Origin of the sequence: Mesorhizobium terrae, assembly GCF_008727715.1 — a bacterium.
Classification (GTDB): Bacteria; Pseudomonadota; Alphaproteobacteria; order Rhizobiales; family Rhizobiaceae; genus Mesorhizobium; species Mesorhizobium terrae.
On sequence record NZ_CP044218.1, the window covers coordinates 1,962,606 to 1,984,421 of the forward strand.

Here is a 21,816-nt window from a genome sequence, read left to right on the forward strand (position 1 = left end):
GGTGCGACAGGCGCCTGTCCGGCCTCGCATCTTCGCATCGCCTGACAGCGCCAATCCTTTGCCGCACTGGTAATTTCCGGCTGTTTCCGCCATATAGCGCCAAACAGACACGGAAACGCGGAACGCAATGGCTGGCGCGGCCCCCTTCGCCAAGATGAACGGCATCGGCAACGAGATCATCGTTGCCGATATGCGTGGCCGTGCAGAGCGGGTGAGCGCTGCCGCAGCGCTTGCGCTGAACGCCGATCCGGCGACGCGTTTCGACCAGATCATGGCCATCCACGACGCCAGGACGCCGGGCACCGCCTATTTCGTCGACATTCTGAATTCCGACGGGTCGTCAGCGCAGGCCTGCGGCAACGGCATGCGCTGCGTGGTGCAGGCACTGGCCGCCGAAACCGGCGAGACGGTCTTCACCTTCGAGACGGTCGCCGGCATCCTGAACGCCAAGCAGCATCAGGACGGGTCGATTTCCGTCGACATGGGCATGCCGCGTTTCGGCTGGCAGGAAATCCCGCTGGCGGAAGAATTTCGCGACACCCGCATGATCGAGTTGCAGATCGGCCCGATCGACGCGCCGGTGCTGCATTCGCCTTCTGTGGTCTCGATGGGCAATCCGCATGCCATCTTCTGGGTCGACCGTGACGTCTGGAGCTATGAGCTCGAGCGATTCGGCCCGATGCTGGAAAACCATCCGATGTTTCCGGAGCGCGCCAACATCACCATTGCCCAGGTGACGTCGCCGGACAGCATGATCATCCGCACCTGGGAACGCGGCGCCGGCCTGACCAGGGCTTGCGGTTCGGCCGCCTGCGCGGCTGCGGTCGCTGGCGCGCGCACCAAGCGCACCGGCCGCAGCGTCGAACTGACAGCTCCCGGCGGCAAGCTCACTGTCGAGTGGCGCGACGACGATCACGTCATCCTGACCGGTCCGGCCGAATGGGAATTTTCCGGCAGCTTCGACCCGGCCACCGGCACCTGGGCGCGCGACACCGAGAGCGCCGCCTGATGTCCGCAACGTCTGCCAGTGGGATCGAGGTCGTCACCTTCGGCTGCCGGCTCAACACCTATGAATCCGAGGTGATGCGCCGCGAAGCCGAAAGCGCCGGCCTCGGCGCGCTGAAGGGCGGCGCCATCATCTTCAATACCTGCGCCGTCACCGGCGAGGCAGTACGGCAGGCCAAGCAGTCGATCCGCAAGGCGCGCCGTGAGCACCCGGAAGCCCGTATCATCGTTACCGGCTGCGCCGCCCAGACCAAGCCGCAGGATTTCTCGGCGATGAGCGAGGTCGACCTCGTGCTCGGCAACGAGGAAAAGCTCAAGGCGCATAATTACCGCGCCCTGCCGGATTTCGGCGTCAACGATTTCGAGAAGGCGCGCGTCAACGACATCATGTCGGTGAAGGAAACGGCCTCGCATATGGTCGATGCCATCGAGGGCCGCGCGCGCGCCTTCGTGCAGGTGCAGAACGGCTGCGACCACCGCTGCACCTTCTGCATCATCCCCTACGGTCGCGGCAATTCGCGCTCGGTGCCAATGGGCGCCGTGGTCGAGCAGATCAAGCGCCTGGCCGGCAACGGCTATGCCGAGATCGTGCTTTCCGGCGTCGACATGACCAGCTACGGCGCCGACCTGCCGGGCGCGCCGCGATTGGGCAAGCTGGTGAAAACCATCCTACGTCAGGTGCCGGACGTGAAGCGGCTGAGGTTGTCGTCTATCGATTCGATCGAGGCCGACGAGGACCTTCTGGAAGCCGTCGCCACCGAACACCGGTTGATGCCGCACCTGCATTTGTCGCTGCAGTCGGGCGACGACATGATCCTGAAGCGCATGAAGCGGCGGCATCTGCGCGACCAGTCGATCCGGTTCTGCGAGGATGTGCGCAAACTCAGGCCCGGCATCGTTTTCGGCGCCGACATCATCGCCGGTTTTCCGACCGAGACGGACGAGATGTTCGAAAACTCGCTGAAGATCGTCGAGGAATGCGGCCTCACCCATCTGCACGTCTTCCCGTTCAGCCCGCGCGAAGGCACGCCGGCGGCACGCATGCCGCCAGTGCGGCGCGAGGTGGTGAAGAGCCGAGCGGCCAGGCTGCGGGCGGCCGGCGAGGCTGCCTATACCCGGCATCTGGCCGGGCTTTCCGGGACGACGCAATCCATCCTCATCGAGCGCGAGGGCCTTGGCCGCACCGAAGGGTTCACCCTGGCGGCGATTGCCGCCGGCCAACCCGGCGAGATCATCGAGGCCATGGTCACCGGCCATGACGGCGCCAGGCTGGAAGCCGCGCCACTGACCGCGCGCGCGGCCTGAAACGAGCGAACGCATGGCATTCGGGTTCATCAAGAAAGTCTTTTCCTTCGGCAAGAAGGAAGTGGTGGAGGAGAAGGTCGACGAGACCGCGCCGCTGCCGCCATTGAATTTCGACGCGCTGGAGGCGTTGAAGCCGGCCGCCGAGCAGGAAGTTCCTGATTTCCTGAAGCGCGAAGAGCAGGTTGAGGCCGCGCCAGCCGCCGAGTTGGAGCAGGCGCCCGAGGCTGAAAAGGCGGAACCGGCCGCGCCGGCCGAAGCCAAGGCCCCGGAAGCGGAACAAGCCGAGGTTGTCGCCGAACCGGAAGCGCCCGTCGAGGATCAGGCGGCAGAGCCACATGTCGAGATCGATCGGCCGGTCGTCGTCGAACCTGCGCCCGTCGAGGAAATTGTTGCGGCAAGGCCCGTCGAGCCTGAACCCGAACCGGCGCCTGAAGAAAGCGTCGCCGCGCAAGTGGAGCCTGAACAGGTCGAGGCGATCGCCGAGCCGGAACCGGTAGCTGTCGAGGCCGTGGAACCGGAGCTTAAGGTTGAGCTGAAGGCTGAGCCGGAAGTTGAGGCCGTTGCCGAGGCGGAAACGGCCTCGGCTGAGGCGGAAGAGCAATTTGTCGCGGAGCCTGAACAACCGGCGCCGGAAAAGCAGCCCGAGGCACTGCAGGTCGAGGAAGCGTCCGCGCGGGAAGTCGAACAGCTAGAGCCAACTTTGGCGCCCCCCTCTCCCCGTGAACGGGGAGAGGGTAAGGGTGAGGGGCAGCATCTGCTGCCCGAGGCTGAAGCGCCAATAGAGCCAAGCACTTCGGATGCTGGCACCGCCCCTCATCCCCTGCCGGACCTTCTCCCCGCGAGCGGGGAGAAGGAAGCTGTCGCTTCGCCGGTTGCCCAAACAGAACCGGCGGCGCGTTCCGCCACCGGCAAGGTTACCGTCGCGAAGAAGGTCGAGCAGAAGGCCGAGGCCGAAAAGGCACCCGAACCGGCGCCGAAGCGCTCATGGTTCCAGCGTATGCGCGAAGGGCTCTCACGCTCGTCGCGCGAACTCACCGGCAACATCGCCGGTGTCTTCACCAAGCGGAAGCTGGACGACGAAACGCTGCAGGATTTGGAAGACGTGCTGATCCGCGCCGATCTCGGCGTCGAGACGGCGTTGCGCGTCACCGATTCGCTCGCCGCCAGCCGCTACGGCAAGGATGTGTCCGACACGGAAGTGCGCGCGGTGATGGCGGCCGAGGTGGAAAAGGTGCTCGGGCCGGTGGCGAAGCCGCTGGAACTCGACCTGTCGCACAAGCCGCATGTCATCCTGGTGGTCGGCGTCAATGGCACCGGCAAGACCACCACCATCGGCAAGCTCGCCGCCAAGCTCACCGATGGCGGGCTTTCGGTGATGCTGGCCGCTGGCGATACCTTCCGTGCCGCTGCAATCGAACAGCTCAAAATCTGGGGTGAACGTACCAAATCGCCGGTCATCGCCACCAAGCTCGGTGCCGATGCCGCCGGCCTTGCCTATGATGCGTTCGAGAAGGCCAAGGAGGCCGGCTCCGACGTTCTGATCATCGACACTGCCGGCCGCTTGCAGAACAAGACCGAACTGATGGCGGAACTGGAAAAGATCGTGCGCGTGCTCGGCAAGCTGGATCCGGAAGCGCCGCACACCGTGTTGCAGACGGTGGATGCCACCACCGGCCAGAACGCGCTCAATCAGGTCGAGATCTTCCGCAATGTCGCCGGCGTCAACGGTCTGGTGATGACGAAGCTGGACGGCACGGCGCGCGGCGGTATTTTGGTCGCAATCGCGGCCAAACATAAGCTGCCGGTCTATTTCATCGGCGTCGGCGAACAGGTCGACGACCTCGAACCTTTCTCCGCCGGCGATTTCGCCAAGGCGATCGCCGGGGTGGCATAACCACCCCGGCTGCTGCACAATCAGGAAGCCATGAGCAACCCAATTCTCGAACGCGATCCCGCCGACCCGCAAAAGCGCAAGGAAGCCATCAATCCGGTTCTCAAGCTGGTGTTGGAACTTGGGCCTTTGATGGTGTTCTTCTTCGCCAACACACGCGGCGAATGGCTGGCGCAGAAATTCCCCATCCTGACCGATTTCGGCGGCCCGATCTTCATCGCCACCGGCCTGTTCATGATCACGACGGTCATCGCGCTTGTGGTTTCCTGGGCACTGGTGCGCACATTGCCGATCATGCCGCTGGTTTCCGGCGGCGTGGTGTTGGTCTTCGGCGCCTTGACGCTCTATCTGCAGGACGACGTCTTCATCAAGATGAAGCCGACCATCGTCAATGCGCTGTTCGGCGTCGTGCTTCTGGGTGGGCTCGCCTTCGGCAAATCCCTGCTCGGCTATGTCTTCGATTCCGCCTTCCGCCTCGATGCCGAAGGCTGGCGCAAGCTCACCCTGCGCTGGGGTGTGTTCTTCCTGTTCCTCGCCGTGGTCAACGAAGTGGTCTGGCGCAACTTCTCGACCGACTTCTGGGTGGCCTTCAAGGTGTGGGCGACGCTGCCCATAACGGTCCTGTTCACTGCCGTTCAGATGCCGCTGATCATGCGGCATTCGGTCGAGGAACGGGCCGAAAAATAGCCTTTCAACCGATTAATTCGGCATTAACCGGCCATGCGCGAGGCGCAATGCTGCATTGCAACATCTTGTTTTGCAATGCACACCAACTATGTCATGTTGCGTATCGAATAAAGGGAGGACTAACCGCCGCGCCAATGCGGCCTTAAGCGAAGGAATTTCGCCATGATCCTCGACCTCGTTTCCCGTGCCCGCGACAGCATGGCCAAGCGCAAGCGCTACAACCTGCTCGTCAGCGAAATCCAGGGCCTGACCGACCGCGACCTCGCCGACTTCAACGGCAACCGCGCCGAGATGCTCTACAACGTCCGCAAGCAGATCTACGGCTAAGCCGTCCATCGCCAGCCGCGCCGAGGATGAACTCCAGGCGCGTTCGGCAGCGGAAACTATTGGAGCCCGAAAGCCGGCCGGCTTTCGGGTTCTTTGCTTATCGGGACGCCTTTTGCGCAACGGGCGCTGCGTGTGTCCGTTTCAGCCAGTAGCCGAAAATCGCCGCGGTGATGAAGGCGATGACCCCGTAGATCGCCGCCGGCACCGCCATCGTTGCGTTGTTGAGCAGGAGCGGGCTGAGCGCGATGGCGATCGCCAGCGTGCCATTGTGGATGCCGATCTCCATGCCGATGGCGGTCGCCTGCCGCCGGTCGATGCCTGCGGCGCGCGGCACGCAATAGCCGACCGCCAGGCTGACCAGGTTGAAGGCGAGTGCCGCCATGCCGACAATCGGGGCCCAAATCAGCGCCGTCTCCCACTCCTGGACCAGCGCCACCACGACCACGGCGAACAGGAACAGCATCGACAGGATCTTCACCGGCTGCGCCATGCGGGCGGCGAAAGCCGGGAAACGGCTGCGCAGCCACATGCCGATCAGCACCGGTCCGAGCACGATGACGAACACCTGCACGACCTTCGCGAATTGCAGCGGGATCGCCTGATCGCCGGACATGAAATGGCCGAGCGACCAATTGACGATCAGCGGCAGCGTGAGGATCGACAGGGCCGAGTTGATCGCGGTCAGGGTGATGTTGAGCGCCACGTCGCCGTCGGCGAGGTGACTGTAGAGGTTGGCCGAGGTGCCACCGGGGCTGGCGGCCAGGAGCATCATGCCCACCGCCAGAGCCGGTTCCAGCTTGAACACATAAACGAGACCGAGGCAGGCGAGCGGCAGGATCAGCGTCTGGCAGATCAGAGCGACAACCACCGCTTTCGGTTTTTGCAATACGTTGCGGAAATCCTGGATCGTCAGCGACAGGCCGAGGCCCAGCATGATGATGCCGAGCGCCAGCGGCAGAAAGATAATCAGCGCGGAGTTGTCCTGCATCGAAGTCCCCCCTCTTTAGAGCGCCGCGCGTCCTTCTTGGACGCGTCAGGGACGCTCCAACCCCTAGTGTCGGCGCACGCTGTTTTCCGAAAACCGATCCGATTTTCGGGGTCATGCGCCAGGCCGCGCGCGCCGTTGTGGCGTCCTCCGGGCAGCCTTGGAGGAAAGGTAGTCGAAAACGGGGGTATTTGCCTATCCGACGCGGGCCGGGTGCGGCTTACCAAAGGTCAAGCCAAGTCCAGGCGACTATTCGTCGGCGGCCAGTGCTTTTTCGATTTCTGGCAAAAGCAGCGCCTTCGCGGTTTGCGGTGTCAGCGGGCCGACATATTTGAAGGTGATCTTGCCGCTCTTGTCGATCAGGAAGGTTTCCGGCACGCCGTAGACGCCCCAGTTGATGGCCGCACGGCCGGCCGGGTCAATGCCAATGGCCTGGAACGGGTTGCCCAGTTCGCCGAAGAAGCGGCGGGCGTTCTCCGGCTTGTCCTTGTAGTTGAGCGCCGCCATCGCGTAGCGTTTGTCCTGGGCGAGGCCCATCAGCACCGGGTGCTCTTCACGGCATGGCACGCACCACGAAGCGAAAACGTTGAGCACTGTCACCTTGCCTTCGAACTGGTCCGAATCCAGCCCCGGCAGGTTGCTGCCCTCCAGTGGCGGCAGCTTGGTTTCCGGCGCGTCCTGACCAATCAGCGCGGAAGGGATCGCGGCAACGTCGCGGCCGGAAAGCAGCTGGGACAGGAACAGTCCGGCCAGGGCCAGGAAAATGGCCAACGGAAGAAGCATTATCGGACGGAAACGACGCGCCGGCGCCTGGATCTGGTCGCTCACAGCGGTACCACCCTCATGGTTTGGCCATCTTGTCGGAGCGGCGGCGGACGCCGGCCGCTTCCAGTTCGGCCAATTCGCGCTTGCGCGCCTGCTGGTCGAGCAGGATCCAGCCGATCAGCCCGGCCAGGGCGATGGCGGTGATGCCATAGGCGGCGGCAACATAAAGCGCGTGCGCACTCATGCCTTGCCTCGCGTACAATGGCTGGCAAGCCCGCTTTTATAGCCGTTCGTGACCATGCCTACCCTTAACCCTCGCCCATCGGATGCACAATCTGCCGTCGCGCCGCACCCGCAGGCCGTTCAGTCGCCGCTGTGGCGCAGCGCCAGTGCTGCAGCCAAAGGCCCGACGACTGCCAGAAACAACGTCAGCGCGGCGAGAATGAGGAAAGGTTGAAAAAAAGGTGCCGGATCGTTGACCGCGCCGTAGCTGGCCGAGACGCCGAAGATCAGCACGGGGATGGTCAGCGGCAACACCAGTACTGAAATCAGCAGCCCGCCGCGCGGCAGAGCCACCGCCACCGCCGCGCCGGCCGCGCCGATGAATGTGATGGCCGGCGTGCCGACCAGCAGTGTCAGCGCGGTGGCGCCGATGCCGGCGGGCGACATGTTCATGAACAGGCCGAGCAAGGGGGCAGCGACCACCAGCGGCAACACGCTGACCGTCCAGTGGGCCAGGCATTTGACGAACACGGTGAGCGCCAGCATCTGGCGGTCGCCATTAAGAACAAGCAGGTCGAGCGAACCGTCCTCGCGCTCGGCCTGGAACAGGCGGTCGAGGCCGAGCAGCGAGGCGAGCAGCGCGCCGATCCACAGGATCGCCGGGCCGATGCGGGCGAGCAGGTTGAGATCCGGCCCGACGCCGAAGGGAATGGTGGCAATGACGGCCAGGAAGAAGATGACGCCGGTGAGCGCGCCGCCGCCGGCACGGACGCCAAGTTTGAGGTCGCGCAGATAAAAGGCGAGCATCAGATTTGCGCCCCCATCTCCAGCGTCTTCGCATTTCCAAGTCCGAGCGGCAGATGCGTCGCCGCGACGACGATGCCGCCTGTCGCGCAATGCCGCCGCATCAGGGCGGCGAAGCGTTCCTCGGAAGCCTTGTCGAGGCCAGCGGTCGGCTCGTCCAGCAGCCAGACCGGACGATGCGAGACCAGAAGCTTGGCGATGGCGGCGCGCCGGCGCTGGCCGGTGGAGAGATAGCCGAACGGCAGGTGGCCGATGCCACCGAGCCCGACTTCGTCGAGAGCGCCGGAGACGTCGAACCGGCCCTCGCCCGAGAATTGCCGCCAGAAGACGAGGTTCTCCGTCACCGTCAGCGCCGTCTTCATCGCGTTCTGGTGGCCGAGATAGTGGCAGGCGGAAGCGACGGTCGGAAATTCCTCGCCGCCTTCGGCGATTCGCACCTGGCCCTCCGCGGCGGGCAGGAAACCGGCGACAACGCGCAGCAACGTCGATTTGCCCGATCCGTTCGGCCCCGTCACGACCAGGCTCTCGCCGTCCGTCACCGAGAAGCCGATACCTTCGAAAACTGGCTCGCCGCCGCGCTCCCCGCTGAGATTCTCGGCGATCAGCCGCATCATTTTCCCTTCGCCGAAAGTCTGAGCGCTGGCGCATTGCGCCGCAGCAAAAATGCCAATTCCGTCTCTAGAACTATTCCAGGAATTTCTCTATATGCACCCTTACCAACCCCAGCGGTCGGGGAAGGCAAATGAATTTGCGCCGAACCAGCGCACGCGCCGCCTTGAACGGCTCGGGTTGCTTGGGAGCGGACAGCGGAAATGGCCGTACCCGCACCTTTGCGCGTGATAAGCATGCCCATCGGAGTCCGTTCCCTTTCAGGCTGAACAGACAAGGATGGAACGCACGTGTCCAAATCAATCGACAGTTTCAATTGCCGCCGCACCCTGACCGCGGGTGGGGCCGACTATGTCTATTACGACCTGACCGAGGCCGAGAAGAACGGCCTCGCCGGCGTTTCCCGCCTGCCCTATTCGATGAAGGTTCTGCTTGAGAACCTGTTGCGCAACGAAGACGGTCGCTCCGTCACCAAGGAAGCCATCCAGGCCGTAGCCGCCTGGCTGGCCGACAAGGGCACCGCCGGCGTCGAGATCGCCTACCGTCCGGCCCGCGTGCTGATGCAGGATTTCACCGGCGTTCCGGCCGTGGTCGACCTCGCCGCCATGCGTGACGGCCTCGCCTCGCTCGGCGGCGATCCGCAGAAGATCAACCCGCTGGTGCCGGTCGACCTCGTCATCGACCACTCGGTGATCGTCGACGAGTTCGGCACGCCGATGGCCTTTGCCCGCAATGTCGAGCTCGAATATGAGCGCAACGAAGAGCGCTACAAGTTCCTGAAATGGGGCCAGCAGGCATTCCGCAACTTCCGCGTCGTGCCGCCCGGCACCGGCATCTGCCACCAGGTCAACCTCGAATATCTCGGCCAGGTCGTTTGGACCAATGACGAGGACGGCGAGACGACGGCTTATCCGGACACCTGCGTCGGCACCGATTCGCACACGACCATGATCAACGGTCTCGGCGTTCTGGGCTGGGGCGTCGGCGGCATCGAGGCTGAAGCCGCCATGCTCGGCCAGCCGGTCTCCATGCTTCTGCCGGAAGTCATCGGCTTCAAGCTCACCGGCAAGCTCAAGGAAGGCGTCACCGCCACCGACCTGGTGCTGACCGTCACCCAGATGCTGCGCAAGAAGGGCGTGGTCGGCAAGTTCGTCGAGTTCTTCGGCCCCGGCCTGTCCAACATGACGCTGGCCGACCGCGCGACGATCGGCAACATGGCGCCGGAATATGGCGCGACCTGCGGCTTCTTCCCGGTCGATTCGGAAACGCTGCGCTACCTCACCATGTCCGGCCGCGCCGAAAACCGCATTGCACTGGTCGAGGCCTATTCGAAGGCGCAGGGCATGTGGCGCGACAATTCTTCGGCCGATCCGGTGTTCACCGACACGCTGGAGCTCGATCTTGGCTCCGTCGTGCCGTCCATGGCCGGCCCGAAGCGCCCCGAAGGCCGTGTCGCGCTGGAGGATATCCCGGCCGGCTTCGCCAAGGCGATGGAGACCGAGTACAAGAAGGCCGTCGAGATTTCCAAGCGTTATGCCGTCGAGGGCACGTCGCACGATCTCGGCCATGGCGATGTCGTCATCGCGGCCATCACGTCGTGCACCAACACCTCCAACCCGTCGGTGCTGATCGGCGCGGGCCTGCTCGCCCGCAACGCCAACCGGCTCGGCCTCAAGCAGAAGCCGTGGGTCAAGACCTCGCTGGCGCCCGGCTCGCAGGTTGTGGCCGAGTATCTGGAGAAGTCCGGCCTGCAGAAGGAACTCGACCAGATCGGCTTCAACCTGGTCGGCTTCGGCTGCACCACCTGCATCGGCAATTCCGGCCCGCTGCCGGGTCCGATCTCCAAGACCATCAACGACAAGGGCCTGATCGCGGCCGCCGTGCTTTCCGGCAACCGCAATTTCGAAGGTCGTGTGTCGCCCGACGTGCAGGCGAACTATCTCGCTTCGCCGCCGCTGGTGGTTGCGCACGCGCTGGCCGGCACGGTGACCAAGGATCTTACCAAGGAGCCGCTCGGCGAGGACAAGAACGGCAAGCCGGTCTATCTCAAGGACATCTGGCCGACCTCGGCCGAGATCCAGGAGTTCATCGAGAAGAACGTCACCCGCGAGCTGTTCGCCCGCAAATATGCCGACGTGTTCAAGGGCGACGAGAACTGGCAGAAGGTGCAGGCGCCGAGCGGCCAGACCTACGCCTGGGACGACGATTCGACCTATGTGCAGAACCCGCCCTACTTCGCCGGCATGGGTGCCAAGCCCGGCCAGATCCGCGATATCAAGGGCGCGCGGGTGCTCGGCCTGTTCGGCGACAAGATCACCACCGACCACATCTCGCCGGCGGGTTCGATCAAGGCCGCTTCGCCGGCCGGCAAGTACCTGACCGACCATGGGGTGGGCGTTGCCGACTTCAACCAGTACGGCACGCGCCGTGGCAACCATGAGGTGATGATGCGCGGCACCTTCGCCAACATCCGCATCCGCAACCACATGCTGGGCGAGAACGGCAAGGAAGGTGGCTACACCATCCACTATCCGTCGAAGGAAGAGATGTCGATCTACGACGCCGCTATGGAATATCGCAGGGAAAACGTGCCGCTGGTCATCTTCGCCGGCGTCGAATACGGCAACGGCTCGTCGCGCGACTGGGCGGCCAAGGGCACCAATCTCCTGGGTGTCCGCGCGGTCATCGCTCAGTCGTTCGAGCGCATCCATCGCTCGAACCTGGTCGGCATGGGCGTCATCCCCTTCACCTTCGAGGAAGGCACGTCCTGGGCCTCGCTCAACCTGAAGGGCGACGAACTGGTCGAGATCGACGGTCTGGAAGCGATCAAGCCGCGCCAGAAGATGGTGGCCAAGGTCACCTATGGCGACGGCACGGTGAAGAACGTTCCGATCCTGTGCCGCATCGATACGCTGGATGAGCTGGACTACTTCAAGAACGGCGGCATCCTGCAATATGTGCTGCGCGATCTGGCGGCATAAACGCTGTTGGAGCGATGAATGACGAGCCGCCGGGACGAAAGTTCCGGCGGCTCTTTCTTTTGAGGTATCGACGTTCTGCTGGTGACAAAATTTCACCGCAACGTGACTTCCCGTTGACTGCCGCTTCTGGCAGATGTTCTGGCAACGATGAATAGATGCCGGCCATGCCGGCGGGACCCAGACGATGTCTTCTCGAAAACCACTGCTGCTGGCTGCGGCCGGGCTGGCGGTTTCGATGTTTGCTGGCGCGGCCCTGGCGGCCGATTCGGCGCGTCCACTCGGCGTCATCGAACTGTTTACCAGCCAGGGCAACAAATCCTGCCCGCCGGCCGACCGCTATCTTGCTGAAATCGCTGCGAAAGGCGACGTGATCGCGCTCGCCTATCATGTCGACTACTGGGATTATCTCGGCTGGCAGGATTCCTTTGCGCGCAAGGAGAACACCGAGCGCCAATATGGCTATATGCGCGCCTTCAACGGCCGCTCCGTCTACACGCCGCAGGCCGTCATCAACGGCCGTGCCGACGTCAACGGGGCCAGCCGCGAGGCGATCAGCGGCACGCTCAACCGCCTCAGCAAGGCGGGCAGGGGCATGCAGGTCGACATCAAGGTTTCCAGCACCCCGGACGGCGTCGCCATCGAGGCGGGCGACGCTCCGAGCGATGCAGGCGGGGTTCCCGGCAAGGCGCATGTCGTCATCGTCTATTTCAATCCACCGCAGGTGGTGAATGTCGGCAAGGGCGAGAATGACGGCCGCCGGATGATCTATTGGAATGCGGTGTCCGACGTGCAGACAGCCGGCATGTGGTATGGCAAGTCGCAACGCTATGACCTGCCGGCCAGCGAAATCAGCAAGGCTGCCGGTTCCGCGGTGCTTTTGCAGGCGGTCAGCCGCGACGGCCTGCTCGGCCCGATCATCGGCGCGGCTTTTATCCGCCGGCCGTCGCTTTGATCTCTTAAATCATCCCGGATGAGCCGCCGGCGGGTTGCCGGGGTTGTCGACCGTGCGAGGACAACAAAAAACCGACGTCAGGCTGTGTCCGACGCCGGTGGCTCTTTTCAAAAATTGTCGCTCTTGTTTCGCCTGCAGGCAGAGGTTGGTTCGATCCGACGCTGACCCGTGGGCGGGGGGCTTGGGGTTTACGAGCCGGTGCCGGACCGAACCGTCTCAGGCAACGATCGCAGGTTCGTCGGATATTGGGGCGACAACGCGGATAAAAGACGGCGAGAATGTGGCGGTGAATCACCATTTCCAACACGTCGTTTGCAAACGTGAGTGGACGCGTCCTCGATCAACAGCGTGGGTAGGGATTCGCCTGCACCCTTGCAATTGACGGCCGAAAGCGCGACCCTGTTGCCAGCAAACGATTCCGCCTGAGGATAAAGGCATGATGGAACGCGGTGGCGGGACGGAGGATGGGGACGCATCCGCAATACTGATCCCGCTGCATGAGGCACGACGCGAGCGTCTCGACCTGCCGGTTGCCTTCGAGCGGCGTGAGCTCGATCTTATTCTTCGACTCTATGGGCGAATGGTCGCCGCCAACGAATGGCGCGACTATGCCATCGACCATCTCACCGACCGGGCGGTGTTTTCCGTCTATCGCCGGGCCTCGGAAGTGCCGCTGTTCCAGATCGTCAAGGACCCGAAACTGGCGCGCCGGCAGGGCGCTTTCGCGGTCATCGCCGCCGGCGGGCGTATCCTCAAGCGCGGCCATGAACTGGCCCGCGTTCTCGGCATCTTCGACACCGGGCTGAAGCTGGTAAAGGCTTGAGAAGCCTCGATTTTGAGCGGTCGGGACCGCTGCTTTAGCCTTGCCCGAACTTGCGCTCCGGCCAGGAGGCCGGGTCCGGCGGGATTGAAGCGCCGCCATTCAGTTCCAGCTGCATGAACACGGTGTCCAGCCAGCGGCCGTGCTTGTAGCCCGAGCCGACGAGGCGTCCCGAATGGGTGAAGCCGAGCCTCTCGTGCAGCTTCACCGAAGCGCTGTCGGGACTGCCGTCGCCGATCACCGCGACGATCTGGCGGAAACCCAGCGCCCGCGTCGCTTCGATCAGCTGTTCCATCAACTGCCGCCCGACGCCCTGGCCTTTGGCTTCGGGAGCGACATAGACCGAATCCTCGACGATGAAACGGTAGGCCGGCCGCGCGCGGAAGGCGCCTGCATAGGCATAACCGAGCACGATTCCATCCGAATCAGTGGCGACCAGATAGGGAAAGCCACTGGCCTTCAATGCCGCATACCGGTCTCCCATCTCGTCCCGACCGGGTGGCGAAAGCTCATAGGAGGCCGTGCCGTTGGCGACGGCGTCCGCATAAATCTCTGTGATTCGGTCGAGATCGGCGGGTTCCGCATCGCGTATTGTCAAACTGCTCATTTTTTATGCACCAATCATTGCTGCCTCAGATGAGAGCAAAAACAGGCGCAAAAGAAAAGGGGCGGCCGTTGGGCCGCCCCCTCGATTTCGCTGGTCCAGGGTGTCGCCTTAGCGGCGGTCGCCCATGAACTGCAGCAGGAACATGAACATGTTGATGAAGTCGAGATACAGCGTCAGCGCGCCCATGATCGCCTTGCGACCAGCGACGAGCGTATCGTCGTTCTCGTAATACATCTCCTTGATCTTCTGGGTGTCGTAGGCGGTGAGGCCGGCGAACACCAGCACGCCGATCGCCGAGATGGCGAAGGACAGCGCCGACGACTGCAGGAAGATGTTGATGACCATGGCGATCAGGATGCCGAACACGCCCATGATCAGGAACGAGCCCATCGCGGTCAGGTCACGCTTGGTGGTGTAGCCGTACAGCGACAGCGCGCCGAAGGCGGCTGCGGTGGCGAAGAAGGTCTGCGAGATCGACGCCGACGTGTAGACGAGGAAGATCGACGACAGCGACAGGCCAACCAGGCCGGCATAGACCCAGAAGGTGGTCTGCGCGGCCGAGACGCTCATCGACTGGACGCGGAACGACAGGAAGAACACGGCGGCGAGCGGGGCAAGCATGACCACCCAGCGCAGCGGCGAGGCGAAGATCGCGTAACCGAACGAGGTCAGCATATCGCCATTCGGCAGCGTGGCGACGGCTGCGGCCGGATTGTTGGTGGTGGCCAGCATGACGGTGCCGACCGCGGCAATGCCGGTGATCAGCAGGCCAAGGCCCATCAAATTATAGACCTTGAGCATGTAAGCGCGCAGGCCTTCATCAATGCCGGCGTCGGCACGGGTTCCAGCCGGCACGCTACGCGTTTGATAGTTGCGGAAGTCAGACATGGGATTCCTCTGTTGCTCTGCCCCGTCGGGTGTCAGGCTCCCGAAACGGAGCCCAGGCGCCGCTGGCGGGGCTCCAGCATGCCTGCCCGAAATATGAGGGTTCTTGAAGGCAAGAACAAGACCGTGACGGCCTGCAACGCTTCGTGAAGGGGCCAAGAGGCGAAAAATGCGCCGTTTCTGGCGATTTCTTACCGTGAATTAACCGAAAATCGTCCGAAACAGCGTGATTTTTGCATGGCTCATAACGTACGCAGTACAGGTGCGGCTTTGTGGCCCAGCACCCGCCAGGTGCCCAGGAGCCCGATGCCGACGGTGACGACGAGTGAAAGCAGAATGGTGCCGATGGCCACTTCGGGCTGAAACTGCCACGGCAATGTCATGACCCGCGACACCACGAACCAGGCAGCAATACCGCCCGCGAACAAGGCAAAGACAGCGGTGGCGAGGCCGATCAGCATGTATTCGAGCGAGAAGGCGGCAATCAGGGTGCGGCGCGTGGCGCCCAGCGTCTTCAACACGACCGCGTCGTGGATGCGTGCCCGGTTGCCGGCGGCCAGTGCGCCGGCCAGCACGAGCACGGACGAGACGAGTGCCACACCGGCGGCGGCACGGATAGCGGTGCCGATCTGGCCGACCAGCCGATTGACGATCTCGAGCGCATCCTTGACCCGCACGCTCGTCACCGCCGGGTAAGCGCGGGTTACCGCGTTGAGCACCCGGGCGTCGTCGGCCGTGGTCGCGGTCTTTTCCGTCAGCGTCGCCAGCCAGGAATGTGGCGCGCCGGCGAAGGTGTTGGGCGTAAACACCATGACGAAATTAATGCCCATGGTCTCCCACTGCACCTGGCGGAAATTGGCGATCCTGGCGGTGATGTTGCGGCCCAGCACATTGACGGTGACGGTATCGCCGATCTTCAGGTCGAGCGCATGCGCTTCCTCGGCCGAGAAGGACACCAGCGGTTCGCCCTGATAGTCGGCCGGCCACCAGTTTCCGGCCGACAGCGTGGCGTTTTCGGGCATGGTCGTTGCATAGGTGATGCCGCGGTCGCCGCGCAGCACCCAGGCGCCTTCAGGCCGTACGGCGATCTTGTCGACGGCGACGCCGTTCAGCGCCATCACGCGGCCGCGCAGCATCGGCACCCTGGCCAGCGTTCCCTGCGGCGCTTCCCTGGCGACCAGAGCGGAGAAGGCGTCGACATCGGCCGCCTGGATATCGACGAAGAAGAAATTCGGCGCGCGCTCGGGCAGGCTGCCGCCGATCTGCCGCCTGAGATTTCCATCGATCAGCGCGAGCGTGACCAGTAGCGTCAGGCCAAGTCCCAGCGACAACACGACGGATGGCGTCAGGGCGCCGGGACGGTGAATGTTGCCGACCGCCAGCCGCAGCGCGGTGGAGCGGACGCGCGGGCTTCTCCTGGCGACAAGCTGGACGAGCGCGCTCACCAGCCTCAGCACGAGAAATGAAAATATGGTCGCGCCGACGAAGATGGCGGCGATGCGACGATCGTGGGCCAGCAGCACCGCCAGACCGGCAAGCACCGCGGCAATGAGCAGTGCAGCCGCGACATAAGGCAAGCGCGGCAAGCCGCGGCTTTCAAACCCCATCTCGCGAAACAGCGCGGTGGCTGGAATGTCGCGGGCGCGACCGAGCGGCAGCAATGCGAAGACGAGCGTCACCATGACGCCAAACAGCGCGGCAAGGGTCAGCGCGCCGGGATAAAACCCGCCTTCGGCCGGTACGGGAATGAGCGATTGCAGCGCGGCGCTCGCCGCGAACGGCATGGCCGCGCCGAGCAGCAGGCCGAGCAGAATGCCCAGCCCGGAAATCATCAGGATCTGCACGAGATAGACCGTGAAGACGAAGCCGCCCGAGGCTCCGAGGCTCTTGAAGGTGGCGATCACCGAACGCTTGCCGTCGAGATAGGCGCGCACGGCGTTGGCGACGCCGACGCCGCCGACCACCAGCGCGGTGAGCCCGACCAGCGTCAGGAACTGCGAGAAACGTTCGATGTTGGACGACAAAGCCGGTGCGGCGTTGGTTCGATTGCGGATCGACCAGCCCGCCTCGGGGAACTTGTCGGTCGCCTGCTGGCGGATGGCCTCGATGTCGGCCTCGCTGGCCCGAGCGGGCAAACGGATTTTGTAGGCGTTCTCGACCAGACTGCCCGGCTGCACGAGGCCGGAGGCTGCCAGTCCTTCCTTGGAAATCAGCAGGCGCGGCGCGAAACCGAAGCCATCGGACACCGCATCCGGCTCGCTGGTCAGCATCGCCCGCAGTTCGAACGTGGCGTTGCCGAGCTTCAGGCGGTCGCCGGGCTTCAGATGCAGCCGTTCGAACAGGATGTCCGGCGCGACAGCGCCGAATGCGCCCGAATTCTCCGAAAATAGAGCCTCGCGCGGCAGCGCCGGTTCGGTCTGGAGCGTGCCATAGAGCGGATAGGTCTGGTCGACAGCCTTGGCCTCGACAAGAGCCTGGTCGGAGCCGTCCATCAGGCGCGCCATGGAGCGCATGCCGGAGCTTTCCGAAACAGTGCCAAGCCCGTCCAGGAAGCTGCGCTCGGCCGCGGTCGCGTCGCGCTGGTTGAGCTGGAAACGGATATCGCCGCCAAGCAGCGTCTGGCCCTGGGTGGCGACGCCGTCTGAAATCGATCGCGCCACTGAATTGACACCGCCGATCGCCGCGACGCCGAGGGCGATGCAGGCGATGAAAATCAGGAAGCCGGACAGGCCGCCGCGCATTTCGCGCAAGGAAAAACGAACCGCCAGGGCAAGCGTTCGTGCCAGAGGATTGGGAACCGAGGCGCCGTTCATCCGCGCGGTCTCAAGCCGGGATCCTGGCGAGGATCGCGCCTGCCTCGATCCGGCCCGAGCGCATCGCGATCTGGCGCGTGCAGCGGGCCGCGAGCGCGGGATCGTGCGTGACCAGCACCAGCGTCATGGCGCGTTCCACAGCCTTGGCGAAAAGCAGGTCGGCAACCTGTTTTCCCGTCGCCTGATCGAGATTGCCGGTCGGCTCATCGGCGATGAGGATGCGCGGCGACGGCGCCAGCGCACGGGCGATCGCCACGCGCTGCTGTTCGCCGCCCGAAAGCTCGCCGGGATAGTGAGTAACGCGATCCGCAAGACCGACCGCCGCCAGTTCGCGCGCGGCAACGCCAAATGGATCGGCGGCGCCGGCAAGTTCCAGCGGCACGGCGACATTTTCCAGCGCCGTCATGTTGGGAATGAGGTGGAAGGACTGGAAGACGATGCCAATGTTCCGGCCCCGAAACGAAGCAATCTGATCCTCGCTTTTGCCGTTCAGCAATTCGCCGGCTATGCGCACGCTGCCGGCGTCGACCCGCTCCAGACCGGCCAGCACCATCAGCAAAGTGGACTTGCCCGAGCCGGACGGTCCGACTATGCCGGTGGCTTCTCCCGCCGCGACATCGAGGCTGATCCCCTTCAGCACATGCACCGACGAGGCGCCCTCGCCAAGGGTCAGTGAAACGTCCTTCAGCTGGATGACGGCTTCAGTCAAAGCGAAACTGTCCTATATGGAGAAAACGGGGCGGGACTGTCCCGGTGATATGGGGCTTGCCGCATGGCTTTCAAACATCTCGCCGTCTTTGTCGCATTTTTCATGGCGCTTATGCCGATTTCAGCCGCCCGGGCCGAACAAGTCCAGATCGTCGGCTTCGGCGACAGCCTGACCGCGGGCTTCGGCCTGGCGCCCGGCGAAGGGTTCACCGACAGGCTCCAGGCCGCCTTGCGCGCCAAGGGATATGATGTCGCCGTCGCCAATGCCGGCGTTTCCGGCGACACGTCGAGCGGCGGACTGGCGCGGCTCGACTGGTCGGTGCCGGACGGGACCAGGCTGGTCATTCTTGAACTCGGCGCCAACGACATGCTGCGCGGCATCGACCCGCAGCTGGTCGAGGACAATCTGGACAAGATGCTGACGCGACTGAAGGAGCGCAAAATCCCGGTGCTGCTCGCCGGCATGGTTGCTGCTCCCAATCTCGGCCACGCCTATGGCGAGGCGTTCGGTACGCTCTATCCGAGGCTCGCCCAGAAATACGAAGTGCCGCTCTATCCGTTCTTTCTCGACGGCGTTGCCGGCAACCCTGCCTTGCAGCTTCCCGACGGCATGCACCCCAATGCCAAAGGCATCGATGTCATCGTCGAGCGTATCCTGCCGACGGTCGAAAAGGCCATTCAGGCCACGGCCGGAAAATCCTGAGCCGGCTGCGCGGATCGACGGAAATGGGCGCGGCGCCCAAAATAAACCTCTTGCTCCCGCCGCTTTTCAGTGATTCGCTGTAGGTGAGAGATCGATTCGAGGACAGGAGGCTTACCATGCCGCGTCTTTTCACCGCCCTCGAAATTCCGCGTGATGCTGCTCTCTCACTCTCCCTGCTCAGGGGCGGCCTGCCCGGCGCCCGCTGGATCGATGTCGAGAATTACCATCTGACGTTGCGCTTCATCGGCGATGTCGAAGGCCATGTCGCCGACGAGGTCGCCAATGCGCTGGACCGTGTCCACCGCCCCTCGTTTTCGCTGACGCTGTCGGGTGTCGGCGCTTTCGGACAGAAGAAGCCGCATGCGGTATGGGCCGGCGTCGCGCCCTCGCCCGACCTCAATGCGCTGCAGGCGGAGATCGAACGCATCTGCCAGCGTCTCGGCGTGCCGACCGATCCGCGCAAGTTCACGCCGCATGTCACGCTCGCGCGGCTGCGCAATTCCAGCCCGCTGGAGGTCGCCCACTATCTCTCGGCGCGCGGTAACTTCGCCGCCATGCCCTTCCGTGTCGGCCGTTTCGTGCTGATGTCGTCGCGCGATTCGGTCGGCGGCGGCCCCTATGTCGTGGAAGAGGCCTGGCCGCTGCTGGATGCGGACGCCCGTCCCTCCAACCGGGTCGCGATGGTTTCCGACGCCTCGCGAATCATGCGGTAGACCGAGGCGAAGCCTTCGGACCCGCCATAATAGGGATCCGGCACCTCGCTGCCGCGGTTGCCGGCGAATTCCAGGAAAAGGTGGATGCGGTCCTGTGCGGACGATGGAGCCGCGGCCTTCAGGTCGGCGACATTCGACCGGTCCATGCCGAAGATCAGATCGAAGCGGTCGAAATCGTCAGGCGTCACCTTGCGCGCCTTCTGGCCGGAAATGTCGATGCCATGATGCGCGGCAATGTCGACCGAGCGCGGGTCCGGCGCCGAGCCGGCATGCCAGCCGCCTGTTCCCGCCGAATCGAGCCGGAAGGCCTGGTCCATGCCGCGCGTCGCCAGGACGTGCCCGAAGACGCCTTCGGCCAGCGGAGAACGGCAGATGTTGCCGAGGCAAACAAACAGGATCGATTTTGGGGGTTCCACGCGCATCGGCTGCCACGCTATCTTGCCAACAATCCCAATCGCGATAGCACGGAAGCAGGACATGACGAGAGAAAAATTGAGCCGGGAGGCCGTTGCCGCGTTGCTGGCCGGACTGGACGGCTGGGCTCTTGCCGCTGACGGCAAGTCGATTTCCCGCACCTTCGATTTCAAGAACTTTTCGGAAGCCTTCGCCTTCATGATGCGGACGGCGCTGGCCGCCGAGAAAATGGACCATCACCCCGACTGGTCGAATGTCTACAAGACCGTGAACGTCACGCTGAACACGCATGACGCCGACGGGCTGACCGCGCTCGACTTCGAACTGGCCAAGAAGATGGACCGCATCGCCGGCAACTGATTGGGCGGTCGTACCGCTTGGCGGGGCGGCATCTTGCAGGCGGGTTCGGTACTTCCCACATCTCGGCCGAGGCCAAGTCGGTGCCTCGTTGTTTCGGGGGCTCCAGGATGGTGCGCGACGGCAGCTACGAATTCTTCGGCCCGGGCGATGGCCCAGCCCAGGAAAGGAGCGTTCGCGCGAAATTCTGGCGCACGGCCAAGAAGGCGGCACGACAGATCCCGTTCATGGAGGACGTGGTCGCTGCCTATTATTGCGCGCTCGACAAGGAAACGCCGGTCAAGGTCAAGGCGATCCTGTTTGGCGCACTGGCCTATTTCGTGCTGCCGATCGACGCCATTCCCGATTTTGTCGCCGGTATCGGCTTCACCGACGACATCGCCGTTTTGACGGCGGCGATCACGGCCGTGAGCTCCCACATCACGCCGGCGCATCGCCAGGCCGCGCGCGACGCCATCGCTGAGCACGACTGACGACACCGTCGCGCCTGGCGCCCGACATGACGGGCGCCATTTCCTCCAGTCAAATTCTTGCCGTTTTCGTGCTCTCCATGTCTGCCATGGGGTGCGGGCCCCTGTCGCAAGGCGGCTAGGGCCCGGAATAGGCAACGGTTTCTGAAGGCGGCGTTCTTTTCCTCGGAAAGTTCACCCTTTGGTAACCCAGATTAAATCAAACTAAAGCGAAACGGCGGGCGGGGTCCTGCCTGGCACCCGCATAGTTTGGAATACAGGAAAGAAAATGCGCGGATTGATTGCTATTGCCACCGGTCTGGCCCTGTTTGCCACGGCGGTGCCGGCGCTCGCCCAGCAGGCGACCAAGATTGGCCAGCACAATGCCTGGGGCACCTACAGCTACAAGGCTGCGAGCGGCAAGGTCTGCTACGTCCTGACCGTGCCGACCGACAAGCAGCCGCCGACGCTCGACCACGGCGACATGTTCTTCTTCGTCAGCCAGCGTCCGGGTCAGCAGGTTTCCTACGAGCCGCAGTTCATCGCCGGCTATGCGTTCCAGCAGAATTCGAAGGCTGTCGTCACCATCGACAACAAGTCGTTCTCGATGTTCACCAAGGGCAAGTCGGCCTGGGTGGAGAACGCTGCCGAGGAACCGGTGCTGATCGCAGCCATGAAGACCGGCAAGGACATGAAGGTCACCGCCAAATCCGGTCGCGGCAATCCGACGTCCTACGTCTTTTCGCTGAAGGGCATTTCGGCGGCGCTGCAGTCGATCGCCACCTGCAAGTAGGCGCGGCTTTCCAGACATGCC

The 21,816-nt window shown here is 63.8% G+C and carries 23 protein-coding genes; 13 read left to right on the plus strand and 10 right to left on the minus strand.

The window, feature by feature from the left end:
* Window positions 1-127: 127 nt before the first annotated feature.
* From dapF to FZF13_RS28930, 5 genes are all read left to right on the plus strand, one after another.
* Complete coding sequence (dapF, locus tag FZF13_RS10710; protein WP_024923170.1) at window positions 128-1,009, plus strand: diaminopimelate epimerase; 882 nt, start codon at window positions 128-130, stop codon at window positions 1,007-1,009.
* The gene (gene mtaB, locus FZF13_RS10715; protein ID WP_024923169.1) at window positions 1,009-2,310 is read left to right on the plus strand and encodes a tRNA (N(6)-L-threonylcarbamoyladenosine(37)-C(2))-methylthiotransferase MtaB; all 1,302 of its coding nucleotides are present in this window, start codon (window positions 1,009-1,011) and stop codon (window positions 2,308-2,310) included. Before dapF ends, mtaB begins: the two co-directional genes overlap by 1 nt.
* A gap of 13 nt (window positions 2,311-2,323) precedes the next feature.
* Window positions 2,324-4,204 (plus strand): signal recognition particle-docking protein FtsY, encoded by a 1,881-nt coding sequence (ftsY, locus tag FZF13_RS10720; protein ID WP_024923168.1) that lies wholly within the window; start codon window positions 2,324-2,326, stop codon window positions 4,202-4,204.
* A 30-nt stretch (window positions 4,205-4,234) separates the two neighbouring features.
* The gene (locus tag FZF13_RS10725; RefSeq protein ID WP_024923167.1) at window positions 4,235-4,888 is read left to right on the plus strand and encodes a septation protein A; all 654 of its coding nucleotides are present in this window, start codon (window positions 4,235-4,237) and stop codon (window positions 4,886-4,888) included.
* 162 nt (window positions 4,889-5,050) lie between these two features.
* Window positions 5,051-5,215: a hypothetical protein gene (locus FZF13_RS28930; RefSeq protein WP_162835307.1), complete on the plus strand. Its 165-nt coding sequence runs from the start codon at window positions 5,051-5,053 to the stop codon at window positions 5,213-5,215.
* 97 nt (window positions 5,216-5,312) lie between these two features.
* Here FZF13_RS28930 and FZF13_RS10730 read toward each other — a convergent pair whose 3' ends face one another.
* The 5 genes from FZF13_RS10730 to ccmA all read right to left on the minus strand — a co-directional run bounded on the left by FZF13_RS10730 (window position 5,313) and on the right by ccmA (window position 8,602).
* The gene (locus FZF13_RS10730; RefSeq protein WP_024923166.1) at window positions 5,313-6,203 is read right to left on the minus strand and encodes a bile acid:sodium symporter family protein; all 891 of its coding nucleotides are present in this window, start codon (window positions 6,201-6,203) and stop codon (window positions 5,313-5,315) included.
* Window positions 6,204-6,449: 246 nt separating this feature from the next.
* A complete protein-coding gene (locus tag FZF13_RS10735) occupies window positions 6,450-6,983 on the minus strand; it encodes a DsbE family thiol:disulfide interchange protein (protein ID WP_137900400.1) in 534 nt (177 codons plus the stop codon).
* A gap of 58 nt (window positions 6,984-7,041) precedes the next feature.
* Window positions 7,042-7,209 (minus strand): heme exporter protein CcmD, encoded by a 168-nt coding sequence (gene ccmD / locus FZF13_RS10740; RefSeq protein WP_024923164.1) that lies wholly within the window; start codon window positions 7,207-7,209, stop codon window positions 7,042-7,044.
* A 119-nt stretch (window positions 7,210-7,328) separates the two neighbouring features.
* Complete coding sequence (gene ccmB / locus FZF13_RS10745) at window positions 7,329-7,994, minus strand: heme exporter protein CcmB (protein ID WP_024923163.1); 666 nt, start codon at window positions 7,992-7,994, stop codon at window positions 7,329-7,331.
* Window positions 7,994-8,602 (minus strand): heme ABC exporter ATP-binding protein CcmA, encoded by a 609-nt coding sequence (gene ccmA, locus FZF13_RS10750; protein ID WP_024923162.1) that lies wholly within the window; start codon window positions 8,600-8,602, stop codon window positions 7,994-7,996. The genes ccmB and ccmA overlap by 1 nt, the downstream gene beginning before the upstream one ends.
* A gap of 288 nt (window positions 8,603-8,890) precedes the next feature.
* Between ccmA and acnA the strand changes: the two genes are divergently transcribed.
* The 3 genes from acnA (at window position 8,891) to FZF13_RS10765 (ending at window position 13,356) form a co-directional block, all read left to right on the plus strand.
* Window positions 8,891-11,581: an aconitate hydratase AcnA gene (acnA, locus tag FZF13_RS10755; RefSeq protein WP_024923161.1), complete on the plus strand. Its 2,691-nt coding sequence runs from the start codon at window positions 8,891-8,893 to the stop codon at window positions 11,579-11,581.
* 184 nt (window positions 11,582-11,765) lie between these two features.
* A complete protein-coding gene (locus tag FZF13_RS10760; protein WP_024923160.1) occupies window positions 11,766-12,533 on the plus strand; it encodes a DUF1223 domain-containing protein in 768 nt (255 codons plus the stop codon).
* A 436-nt stretch (window positions 12,534-12,969) separates the two neighbouring features.
* Window positions 12,970-13,356 carry a DUF2794 domain-containing protein gene (locus tag FZF13_RS10765; protein WP_024923159.1) on the plus strand — a complete coding sequence of 129 codons (387 nt, stop codon included), beginning with the start codon at window positions 12,970-12,972 and terminating at the stop codon, window positions 13,354-13,356.
* Between the two features lie 34 nt (window positions 13,357-13,390).
* Here FZF13_RS10765 and FZF13_RS10770 read toward each other — a convergent pair whose 3' ends face one another.
* The 4 genes from FZF13_RS10770 to FZF13_RS10785 all read right to left on the minus strand — a co-directional run bounded on the left by FZF13_RS10770 (window position 13,391) and on the right by FZF13_RS10785 (window position 18,367).
* Entirely contained in the window at window positions 13,391-13,960 is a 570-nt protein-coding gene (locus tag FZF13_RS10770) for a GNAT family N-acetyltransferase (protein ID WP_024923158.1), read from the minus strand.
* Window positions 13,961-14,068: 108 nt separating this feature from the next.
* The gene (locus tag FZF13_RS10775; RefSeq protein WP_024923157.1) at window positions 14,069-14,848 is read right to left on the minus strand and encodes a Bax inhibitor-1/YccA family protein; all 780 of its coding nucleotides are present in this window, start codon (window positions 14,846-14,848) and stop codon (window positions 14,069-14,071) included.
* A gap of 239 nt (window positions 14,849-15,087) precedes the next feature.
* Entirely contained in the window at window positions 15,088-17,658 is a 2,571-nt protein-coding gene (locus FZF13_RS10780; RefSeq protein WP_036254987.1) for an ABC transporter permease, read from the minus strand.
* A 10-nt stretch (window positions 17,659-17,668) separates the two neighbouring features.
* Window positions 17,669-18,367, minus strand: a complete 699-nt coding sequence (locus FZF13_RS10785) for an ABC transporter ATP-binding protein (RefSeq protein WP_065998129.1) — start codon at window positions 18,365-18,367, stop codon at window positions 17,669-17,671.
* Window positions 18,368-18,430: 63 nt separating this feature from the next.
* Here FZF13_RS10785 and FZF13_RS10790 point away from each other — a divergent pair, with 63 nt between their 5' ends.
* Both FZF13_RS10790 and thpR read left to right on the plus strand, forming a co-directional pair.
* The gene (locus FZF13_RS10790) at window positions 18,431-19,069 is read left to right on the plus strand and encodes an arylesterase (RefSeq protein WP_024923154.1); all 639 of its coding nucleotides are present in this window, start codon (window positions 18,431-18,433) and stop codon (window positions 19,067-19,069) included.
* Between the two features lie 116 nt (window positions 19,070-19,185).
* Window positions 19,186-19,782: an RNA 2',3'-cyclic phosphodiesterase gene (gene thpR, locus FZF13_RS10795; protein WP_024923153.1), complete on the plus strand. Its 597-nt coding sequence runs from the start codon at window positions 19,186-19,188 to the stop codon at window positions 19,780-19,782.
* Here the strand turns inward: thpR and FZF13_RS10800 are convergent.
* The gene (locus FZF13_RS10800) at window positions 19,686-20,204 is read right to left on the minus strand and encodes a low molecular weight protein-tyrosine-phosphatase (RefSeq protein ID WP_024923152.1); all 519 of its coding nucleotides are present in this window, start codon (window positions 20,202-20,204) and stop codon (window positions 19,686-19,688) included. The two genes, thpR and FZF13_RS10800, sit on opposite strands and share 97 nt — an antisense overlap.
* A 55-nt stretch (window positions 20,205-20,259) precedes the next feature.
* Between FZF13_RS10800 and FZF13_RS10805 the strand changes: the two genes are divergently transcribed.
* The 3 genes from FZF13_RS10805 to FZF13_RS10815 all read left to right on the plus strand — a co-directional run bounded on the left by FZF13_RS10805 (window position 20,260) and on the right by FZF13_RS10815 (window position 21,795).
* Window positions 20,260-20,556, plus strand: a complete 297-nt coding sequence (locus tag FZF13_RS10805; RefSeq protein WP_024923151.1) for a 4a-hydroxytetrahydrobiopterin dehydratase — start codon at window positions 20,260-20,262, stop codon at window positions 20,554-20,556.
* Between the two features lie 107 nt (window positions 20,557-20,663).
* Window positions 20,664-21,026 carry a YkvA family protein gene (locus tag FZF13_RS10810; protein WP_024923150.1) on the plus strand — a complete coding sequence of 121 codons (363 nt, stop codon included), beginning with the start codon at window positions 20,664-20,666 and terminating at the stop codon, window positions 21,024-21,026.
* 265 nt (window positions 21,027-21,291) lie between these two features.
* The gene (locus FZF13_RS10815; RefSeq protein WP_024923149.1) at window positions 21,292-21,795 is read left to right on the plus strand and encodes an invasion associated locus B family protein; all 504 of its coding nucleotides are present in this window, start codon (window positions 21,292-21,294) and stop codon (window positions 21,793-21,795) included.
* The last annotated feature ends 21 nt before the right edge of the window (window positions 21,796-21,816 follow it).

What these genes read in the sequence shown, in the direction of transcription:
- dapF (WP_024923170.1), top strand. Translation starts at nt 128, where the DNA reads ATGGCTGGCGCGGCCCCCTTCGCCAAGATGAACGGCATCGGCAACGAG.
- mtaB (WP_024923169.1), top strand. Translation starts at nt 1,009, where the DNA reads ATGTCCGCAACGTCTGCCAGTGGGATCGAGGTCGTCACCTTCGGCTGC.
- ftsY (WP_024923168.1), top strand. Translation starts at nt 2,324, where the DNA reads ATGGCATTCGGGTTCATCAAGAAAGTCTTTTCCTTCGGCAAGAAGGAA.
- FZF13_RS10725 (WP_024923167.1), top strand. Translation starts at nt 4,235, where the DNA reads ATGAGCAACCCAATTCTCGAACGCGATCCCGCCGACCCGCAAAAGCGC.
- FZF13_RS28930 (WP_162835307.1), top strand. Translation starts at nt 5,051, where the DNA reads ATGATCCTCGACCTCGTTTCCCGTGCCCGCGACAGCATGGCCAAGCGC.
- FZF13_RS10730 (WP_024923166.1), bottom strand. Translation starts at nt 6,203, where the DNA reads ATGCAGGACAACTCCGCGCTGATTATCTTTCTGCCGCTGGCGCTCGGC.
- FZF13_RS10735 (WP_137900400.1), bottom strand. Translation starts at nt 6,983, where the DNA reads ATGCTTCTTCCGTTGGCCATTTTCCTGGCCCTGGCCGGACTGTTCCTG.
- ccmD (WP_024923164.1), bottom strand. Translation starts at nt 7,209, where the DNA reads ATGAGTGCGCACGCGCTTTATGTTGCCGCCGCCTATGGCATCACCGCC.
- ccmB (WP_024923163.1), bottom strand. Translation starts at nt 7,994, where the DNA reads ATGCTCGCCTTTTATCTGCGCGACCTCAAACTTGGCGTCCGTGCCGGC.
- ccmA (WP_024923162.1), bottom strand. Translation starts at nt 8,602, where the DNA reads ATGCGGCTGATCGCCGAGAATCTCAGCGGGGAGCGCGGCGGCGAGCCA.
- FZF13_RS10760 (WP_024923160.1), top strand. Translation starts at nt 11,766, where the DNA reads ATGTCTTCTCGAAAACCACTGCTGCTGGCTGCGGCCGGGCTGGCGGTT.
- FZF13_RS10765 (WP_024923159.1), top strand. Translation starts at nt 12,970, where the DNA reads ATGATGGAACGCGGTGGCGGGACGGAGGATGGGGACGCATCCGCAATA.
- FZF13_RS10770 (WP_024923158.1), bottom strand. Translation starts at nt 13,960, where the DNA reads ATGAGCAGTTTGACAATACGCGATGCGGAACCCGCCGATCTCGACCGA.
- FZF13_RS10775 (WP_024923157.1), bottom strand. Translation starts at nt 14,848, where the DNA reads ATGTCTGACTTCCGCAACTATCAAACGCGTAGCGTGCCGGCTGGAACC.
- FZF13_RS10780 (WP_036254987.1), bottom strand. Translation starts at nt 17,658, where the DNA reads ATGAACGGCGCCTCGGTTCCCAATCCTCTGGCACGAACGCTTGCCCTG.
- FZF13_RS10790 (WP_024923154.1), top strand. Translation starts at nt 18,431, where the DNA reads ATGGCTTTCAAACATCTCGCCGTCTTTGTCGCATTTTTCATGGCGCTT.
- thpR (WP_024923153.1), top strand. Translation starts at nt 19,186, where the DNA reads ATGCCGCGTCTTTTCACCGCCCTCGAAATTCCGCGTGATGCTGCTCTC.
- FZF13_RS10800 (WP_024923152.1), bottom strand. Translation starts at nt 20,204, where the DNA reads ATGCGCGTGGAACCCCCAAAATCGATCCTGTTTGTTTGCCTCGGCAAC.
- FZF13_RS10805 (WP_024923151.1), top strand. Translation starts at nt 20,260, where the DNA reads ATGACGAGAGAAAAATTGAGCCGGGAGGCCGTTGCCGCGTTGCTGGCC.
- FZF13_RS10810 (WP_024923150.1), top strand. Translation starts at nt 20,664, where the DNA reads ATGGTGCGCGACGGCAGCTACGAATTCTTCGGCCCGGGCGATGGCCCA.
- FZF13_RS10815 (WP_024923149.1), top strand. Translation starts at nt 21,292, where the DNA reads ATGCGCGGATTGATTGCTATTGCCACCGGTCTGGCCCTGTTTGCCACG.